Here is a 7,488-nt window from a genome sequence, read left to right on the forward strand (position 1 = left end):
GAATGATGAGTTACCGCCTTGATTTAACTGTAATCGATAAAAAAGAAAACGAATCTCGTTTTGCATTAAGCTTACATAATTTAACCGATACTCCACTACAAAATTGGTCATTACATTTTTTGTTTAATCGTTTCGTTAGAGCCGAGACGTTAAGCAAAGGCGCTATCAGCCAAACGGGGAGTTACTGTACATTAACAGCCACGGACAATTTACCTGCAAATGGTCTTTTTTATACCGAGTTCACGGTCGGTACTGCACCATTTACGCTTTATGACGACGGTATTTTAGATGCATTTATCTCATTAGCATCAACCGCTGAGTACATTAAGCCGTTAAAAGTCGACATCAGTACTATCAATCTTGATCAACCTGCTGTTGAACGCTACAACACACCGCTACCCGTTAAAGCGGCTGATATTGCTTTGATCCCTAAACCTAGCAAGATAACGCAACTACAGGGCTCTTTTCATATAAATCAACATACTGCCATTTCAACACCACCAACATTAGCGCAAGGTGCAGTAAATTGGTTACAAGCAGAACTCAATACCTTATTGAATGAACACGTGCCGGTTAATCAGCAAGGCAACATTCATTATACTGTAAATAAAGACCTTGTAGATGAAGGCTATCGCTTACTCGTTGAAAACGATAACGTCTGGATCCAAGCTAATTCAGCATCTGGTTTTGTCTACGCAACTTCAAGTTTACTTCAATTAATACCAAGTAAACCATCGCATCAAGCTGATAGCACCTACCAGATCCCAATGGTAGATATTAATGATAAACCGCATTTTGGTTATCGCGGTATGATGCTCGATTGTGGTCGCCACTTTCACCCTGTTGAGCGTATAAAACATCTTATCGATCAATTAGCACGCTACAAATTTAATACGTTTCATTGGCATTTAACCGATGACGAAGGCTGGCGCGTTGAAATTGATGCCTACCCTGAACTCACCCGTATCGGTGCTTGGCGTGGTCCAAATGAAGTGATCGCTCCACAATTTAGCCACATTGCTCAGCGCTATGGTGGATTTTATTCAAAACAAGAAATTCGTGATGTCATTGCGTATGCCGCTGATCGTGGGATCATGATCATTCCGGAAATAGATATCCCTGGCCACTGTCGTGCTGCTATTTTATCACTCCCTGATTTGTTGATTGATCCAGATGATAAATCTGTTTATCGCAGCATTCAAAACTATAACGACAACATCTTATCGCCTGCACTAAAAGGCACTTACAGCTTTATTAGCAATGTACTTTCGGAAATATGCGATCTATTCCCCGCACCTTTCGTTCATATTGGTGCAGATGAAGTCCCTGTCGGTGTTTGGACAGATAGCCCTGCTTGCCAAAAATTCATGGCAGAGCATGACTATCACGATCCCAAAGAACTGCAAGGGCACCTATTACGTTTTGCCGAAGAAGTACTAGAAGGTAAAGGTAAGCGCATGATGGGTTGGGAAGAAGCAACCCATGGTGAGAAGGTCAGTAAAAATACCATCATCTTCTCATGGCAAAGTGAACAGGCTGGATTGGAATGTATCCAAAAAGGCTACGACATTGTGATGCAGCCAGCACAAGCGACGTACTTAGATTTAGCTCAAGGCTACTCGGCAGATGAAGCAGGTGTTGATTGGGCTGGAAAGTTACCCCTCGATAAAGTTTACAATTATTACCCACTCAGTGATCTCGCCGAGGAAAACTCTGAGCGGCAGCACATTTTAGGCATTCAAACCGCCCTTTGGTCAGAATTAGTAAATAACCAAAGCCGATTTGAATATATGATTTACCCCCGCTTACTGGCAGTCTCGGAGATTTGCTGGAGCGACCCTAAATATCGTAACTGGGATGACTTCAAAGCACGTTTAAAAGGTCAACTTAGCTACCTGGACAAGGCAGGTATTAATTACCGCCACTGTGAATAACCACGCACAGTAGAGTGAAATTTTTTAAGGATTAAAAAGCAATGAAATACGGTTATTTTGACAACGACAACAGAGAATATGTTATCACTCGTCCTGATGTCCCAGCACCATGGACAAATTACTTAGGTACAGAGAAATTCTGTACAGTAATTTCACAAAACGCAGGTGGTTACTCATTCTACAAATCTCCAGAGTACAATCGCGTAACTAAATTCCGTCCTAATGCGACATTTGATCGCCCAGGACACTACGTATACCTTCGTGATGATGCGACAGGTGATTACTGGTCAATTTCATGGCAACCAGTAGCAAAAAGCCTAGATGAAGCAACCTACGAAGTGCGTCACGGTTTGTCTTACTCTAAGTTCAAATGTGATTACAACGGCATCGAAGCAACCAAAACATTATTCGTACCTAAAGGCGAAGATGCAGAGGTTTGGGATGTTGTGATTAAAAACACGACAGATGAAGTGCGCACTATTAGTGCATTCTCATTTGTTGAGTTCTCTTTCAGCCACATTCAATCTGATAACCAAAACCACCAGATGAGCTTGTACTCAGCCGGTACATCTTATGAAGACGGCGTGATTGAATATGATCTTTACTACAACACCAATGAGAAAGAAGGTTTCTACTACCTAGCTTCTACATTTGATCCTGATAGCTATGATGGTCAACGTGACACTTTCCTTGGTGCTTACCGTGATGAAGCTAACCCTATTGCGGTTGAAAAAGGACGTTGTTCTAACCACGTACAAACCTGTTACAACCACTGTGGCTCACTACACAAGCAATTCACTATCCAACCGGGTGAAGAAGTGCGCTTTAGCTACATCCTAGGTGTCGGTAAAAACGAAGGTCAACGCCTACGTCAAAAATACCAAGATGTCGCTGCAGTCGATGCTGCATTTGCTGAAATTAAAGAACACTGGAACAGCCGTTGTAACAAGTTCAAGGTGACATCACCGAACGAAGGCCTAGATACCATGATCAACGCATGGACTCTATACCAAGCTGAAACATGTGTGGTTTGGTCACGCTTCGCATCATTTATCGAAGTGGGCGGTCGTACTGGTCTTGGCTACCGTGATACCGCACAAGATGCAATCTCTGTTCCTCACTCAAACCCAGAGATGACTCGTAAGCGTCTTGTTGACTTACTACGTGGTCAAGTAAAAGCGGGTTACGGCCTACACCTATTTGATCCAGATTGGTTCGATCCAGACATGGCTGATGTTGAGCCATCAAAATCACCAACAGTTGTTCCAACCCCAAGTGATGCAGATAAGATCCACGGTATCGAAGATACCTGTTCTGATGACCACCTATGGCTAGTACCAACAATCTGTAAGTACGTAACAGAAACAGGTGAAGAGAGCTTCATTGACGAAGTGATCCCATACGCTGATGGCGGTGATGCATCTGTTTATGATCACATGAAAGCCGCACTCGATTTCTCAGCAGAATACGTAGGCCGAACCGGTATCTGTAAAGGTCTTCGTGCAGACTGGAATGACTGTCTAAACCTTGGTGGCGGTGAGTCAGCAATGGTGTCATTCCTTCACTTCTGGGCATTACAAGAATTCATCGAGCTTGCTAAGCATCAAGGTAAAGACGCAGATGTTGCTAAATACACTGAAATGGCAGCAAACGTACGTGAAGCGTGTGAACAACACCTATGGGATGACGAAGGTGGCTGGTACATCCGTGGTCTAACAAAAGACGGTGACAAGATCGGTACAGCGCAACAAACTGAAGGTCGTATTCACTTAGAGTCAAATACTCTAGCTGTGCTTTCTGGTATGGCATCACAAGATCGTGGTGAGAAAGCAATGGATGCCGTTGATGAAAACCTATTCTCTGAATACGGTCTACACCTAAATGCACCATCATTCGCAACCCCTAATGATGATATCGGTTTCGTTACGCGCGTATATCAAGGCGTGAAAGAAAACGGTGCAATCTTCTCGCATCCAAACCCATGGGCATGGGTAGCTGAAGCGAAACTAGGTCGTGGTGATCGTGCAATGAAGTTCTACGATGCACTTAACCCATACAACCAAAACGACATCATTGAAAAACGTATTGCAGAACCTTACTCATACGTTCAGTTCATCATGGGACGTGATCACCAAGATCACGGTCGTGCAAACCACCCATGGTTAACAGGTACATCTGGTTGGGCATATTTTGCCGTAACTAACTTTATCCTAGGCGTACAAACAGGCTTTGCAGGTCTAACTGTTAATCCTTGTATTCCAACAAGCTGGCCTGGTTTTGAAGTGACTCGTGAATGGCGTGGCGCGACTTACAACATTAAAGTTGAAAACCCAAATGGGGTAAGTAAAGGCGTTAAATCTATTACGCTAAACGGTGAAACAGTCGAAGGCGCAATCGCTCCTCAAGCTGAAGGCACAACCAATACTGTTACAGTAGTAATGGGCTAAAACGGTTAGGGAGGTGAATTCACCTCCCTCTTTTTATTTGAGAGAGAAATAGGAGTTCCTCCATGATTCAGTTTGGAACAGGTGGATGGCGTGCCTTCATTGGTGAAGAGTTTACTCAAGCAAATGTACGCTTAGTAGCTCAAGCCCTTGCTAACATCATGATCAAAGAGTCAGTCACTGAAAATGGTTTCATTATTGGTTACGACCGTCGTTTTCTATCCGATAAAGCAGCAACGTGGTTTGCTGAAGTTTTAGCGGGTAACAACATTAAATGTAGCTTCATCGATAAGTTCGTACCAACCCCTGTTGTGATGTTTAAAGCAAAACAAACAGGTGCGACATATTCAGCTTGTATTACTGCGTCACACAATCCAGCAGATTACAACGGCATAAAAGTCTTCATTGAAGGCGGTCGTGATGCGGATGAAATCATTACTCAAAAGATTGAACAACAAATCGCAGTGTTAACCGATGCGGATGTAAAACGTGTTGACTTTGAACAAGCACAAAACGATAAGTTAGTTGAAATCATCAATCCAATGAACGAGTTCGTTGATTCAATTATTGATTTCATCGATATGGAAGCGATTAAAAAAGCGAATCTTCGCGTTCTTATCGATCCTATGTTTGGAGTGGCAAAAAATGCCCTGCAAACGGTCCTGATCAGTGCTCGCTGTGATGTTGACGTGATCAACGATAGTGAAAACCCTGGTTTTGGTGGTTTAATGCCATCGCCGAGTGCTGCAACGCTTTACCGTTTAAAGCATCTTGTCGCTCACGAAGGTTATGACATCGGTATTGGTACTGATGGCGATGCTGACCGTTTAGGTATTATTGATGAGAAAGGTAACTTTATTCACCCGAATGAAGTACTACTTCTACTTTATTACTACATGCTTGAATATAAAGGCTGGAAAGGATCGGTAGTACGTAATATCGCAACCACCCACCTTTTAGATAAAGTTGCAGAAGCTTATGGTGAGAAATCATTTGAAGTGCCAGTAGGCTTTAAGCACATTAGCTCACAAATGGAAGCTGATGATTCTCTCATTGGTGGAGAAAGCTCAGGTGGTTTAACAATCCGTGGTCATATCAAAGGTAAAGATGGTGTATTTGCATCAAGCTTACTGGTCGAAATGATCAGCGTGACAGGTAAGAAGTTGTCTGAATTACTTGATGAGATCTATGGGCGCTTTGGCTATGCCTACACAGCAGAAGGCGATTGTACCTTTAAACCTGCTGAACGTGAGCGTCTGTACAACAAGATCTATGTAGAAAAAGCATTGCCTGATTTTGACTATGAAATCGAAAAAGTAAGCTATGCCGATGGCGCTAAAGTTTACTTTAAAAATGGCGGTTGGGCGATTGCACGTTTCTCTGGTACTGAGCCATTACTCCGTATTTTTGTTGAAATGGAAGATCAACCACAGGCAGAAGCAGTACTTGCTCAATTAAAAGCATTCCTTTCTGTTTAAAAAACATAGCTGTTGTTTTAGCAGATCACACCGCTGATCTTTGCTAGAGGGTAACCATTCAGTTACCCTTTTCTTTTATATTTTGCCATTCTATTTACCTCCATATAAAAATTTGATATCGAGCCCATTTACAGTAATAACCCCATCTAAAAATAAAAATAGATAGCCCAATCACATAAAAATATCGATTTGAGGTCCATGATTAAAAGGCGTTAAATTTATCGCACTCAAGGAAATCGGTATGAAAAAGATTATCTTTAGTATCATAGCTATCGTTTTAGCCATACTTTTCACCGAACATTTCCACTCATTTACAGTGGGTTTTAGCCTTGCCATTATCGCAGTTGGAATAAGCTATTTCATTGCTTATCAGGCAATTCGCCAACCTCAATATGTCATGAGCTACCTTGTACTTGCTGTACTGACAAAATTAGCTATCACTATCAGTGGCGTTATTTGGGTCTTTTCTAACAACGTTATTCATTCACCAATCACTTTCTTAGTGGCTTATACTGTTTTTTCAGCTCTCATTACCTACCTAGCATCACGTTACCGTGCATATCGTCGTGATCGTAGTGATAATCAGCAAAAGGAGATATTACATACAGGTCTCTATGAACAAATTTAAGGCATAACATTGAATAAGAGCAAGGAGGTAAATATAACCAACAACGATAGTATTACCAACGCTCAGAGCTTCACTTATTAAAGCTCAGATAAAGTAGGAAAGGAGGTCTCATATCATCTTAACTATTTTCAATGACAACTAAGTAAAACCAAAGCCCTGTGACTTCAAGCAGGGCTTCTTTAGAAGTGACGGAGCGGACGCGACTCCGGTCTGACAGGCCGCTAAGATCTCCAATAAAGAGGCTAACCAACTGAACTGCCAACTCACTCAAATACATTTAACTCATATATTCAAAATGTAAAAAAGCCCCAGTCTTTCGACTAGGGCTTAATATAAGTGGCGGAGCGGACGGGACTCGAACCCGCGACCCCCGGCGTGACAGGCCGGTATTCTAACCAACTGAACTACCGCTCCGCAGCGTGTCTATTCAGCATAATGCAATTTAGAACTTAGCAATGTCCTACTCTCACATGGGGAGACCCCACACTACCATCGGCGCTACAACATTTCACTTCTGAGTTCGGCATGGGATCAGGTGGTTCTGCTGCGCTATGGTTGCTAAGTAAATTCTTTAGCGTTCTTGTTATAACAACAAAAACTAAAATTTGAAGCCTGGCGATGTCCTACTCTCACATGGGGAGACCCCACACTACCATCGGCGCTATTACGTTTCACTACTGAGTTCGGCATGGGATCAGGTGGGTCCATAATGCTATGGTCGCCAAGCAAATTCGACGTGAAAGGATTCACTAATATCGCGATGCCATGGATGGCAAGGAGCGATGTGACCTAACACTAAATCTGGAAATTATCTAACTAGTTGTTCTCAATACGCATTCAAGTATTTGTAGAGTCCGATGCTTCTCTGATGAGAAGTAAAACCCCTTGGGTGTTGTATGGTTAAGCCTCACGGGCAATTAGTATCGGTTAGCTCAATGCCTCACAGCACTTACACACCCGACCTATCAACGTTGTAGTCTTCAACAACCCTTTAGAGACCTTAA

4 protein-coding genes, 1 tRNA gene and 3 rRNA genes are annotated in these 7,488 nt (G+C 42.6%); 4 read left to right on the forward strand and 4 right to left on the reverse strand.

Going from position 1 to position 7,488, the window contains the following annotated elements; all coding sequences use genetic code 11:
* Nucleotides 1–5 precede the first annotated feature (5 nt).
* The 4 genes from C9J38_RS19870 (at nucleotide 6) to C9J38_RS19885 (ending at nucleotide 6,484) form a co-directional block, all read left to right on the forward strand.
* A complete protein-coding gene (locus C9J38_RS19870) occupies nucleotides 6–1,934 on the forward strand; it encodes a beta-N-acetylhexosaminidase (protein WP_107208600.1) in 1,929 nt (642 codons plus the stop codon).
* A gap of 41 nt (nucleotides 1,935–1,975) precedes the next feature.
* Complete coding sequence (locus C9J38_RS19875) at nucleotides 1,976–4,381, forward strand: GH36-type glycosyl hydrolase domain-containing protein (protein ID WP_107208601.1); 2,406 nt, start codon at nucleotides 1,976–1,978, stop codon at nucleotides 4,379–4,381.
* 62 nt (nucleotides 4,382–4,443) lie between these two features.
* Complete coding sequence (locus C9J38_RS19880) at nucleotides 4,444–5,856, forward strand: phosphoglucomutase/phosphomannomutase family protein (protein ID WP_107208602.1); 1,413 nt, start codon at nucleotides 4,444–4,446, stop codon at nucleotides 5,854–5,856.
* A gap of 241 nt (nucleotides 5,857–6,097) precedes the next feature.
* Nucleotides 6,098–6,484 carry a hypothetical protein gene (locus C9J38_RS19885; protein WP_105059471.1) on the forward strand — a complete coding sequence of 129 codons (387 nt, stop codon included), beginning with the start codon at nucleotides 6,098–6,100 and terminating at the stop codon, nucleotides 6,482–6,484.
* A 337-nt stretch (nucleotides 6,485–6,821) separates the two neighbouring features.
* On the opposite strand, the gene C9J38_RS19890 is transcribed toward C9J38_RS19885, so the two are convergent.
* The 4 genes from C9J38_RS19890 to C9J38_RS19905 form a co-directional block, all read right to left on the reverse strand.
* Nucleotides 6,822–6,898: transfer RNA gene (locus tag C9J38_RS19890), tRNA-Asp, on the reverse strand.
* A gap of 33 nt (nucleotides 6,899–6,931) precedes the next feature.
* Nucleotides 6,932–7,047 (reverse strand): 5S ribosomal RNA (gene rrf, locus C9J38_RS19895).
* Nucleotides 7,048–7,094: 47 nt separating this feature from the next.
* Nucleotides 7,095–7,210 (reverse strand): 5S ribosomal RNA (gene rrf, locus C9J38_RS19900).
* Between the two features lie 170 nt (nucleotides 7,211–7,380).
* Nucleotides 7,381–7,488 (reverse strand): 23S ribosomal RNA (locus C9J38_RS19905); the annotation flags it as partial.

The organism is Photobacterium sp. GB-210 (genome assembly GCF_003026075.1).
Taxonomy (GTDB): Bacteria; Pseudomonadota; Gammaproteobacteria; order Enterobacterales; family Vibrionaceae; genus Photobacterium.